Here is a 427-nt window from a genome sequence, read left to right as displayed (position 1 = left end):
CGTCGACCAGGGCCGTGCCCAGCGACGCGCCGAGGGCGCCGGCCGTCAGGGCGTCCGCCGGGGCGCCGTCCGTGCGGCGGGCGTGGATCACCGTCCAGGGGCCGGTGGAGCCGAGGAGCGGGGCCACCTCGGCGGGGGAGGCGCCCAGGAGCATGCGGACCAGGGCCGCCGAACGGCCCGCCGCGTCCGCGCCCTGGTGGGGGGCGGCCAGGAGGGAGAGAAGGACCACCGCGATGCCCGCCACCGTGTGGTCGCCGGGCTCCCGTCGCCGGGTCGTCAGCGCCAGGACCAGGCTTTCGCCGCCGCCCAGCGCGTACGCGGCGAGGTGGGTACCGCCGTGGGTGTCGGTGGCCGAGGAGGGGGAGCCGGGGCGTTCGCGGGCGACCACCCGGGCCAGCCGGGTCAGGGCCCCCGCCGCCTCCGGGTC

General features: G+C 80.3%; 1 pseudogene. It reads right to left on the bottom strand.

The window, feature by feature from the left end:
- Positions 1-427 (bottom strand): annotated as a pseudogene (locus tag CR470_RS38460) (PucR family transcriptional regulator); the annotation flags it as partial.

The organism is Streptomyces sp. rh34 (assembly GCF_002551245.1).
Lineage (GTDB): Bacteria > Actinomycetota > Actinomycetes > Streptomycetales > Streptomycetaceae > Streptomyces.
This window is presented reverse-complemented; position numbering and strand designations above follow the sequence as displayed.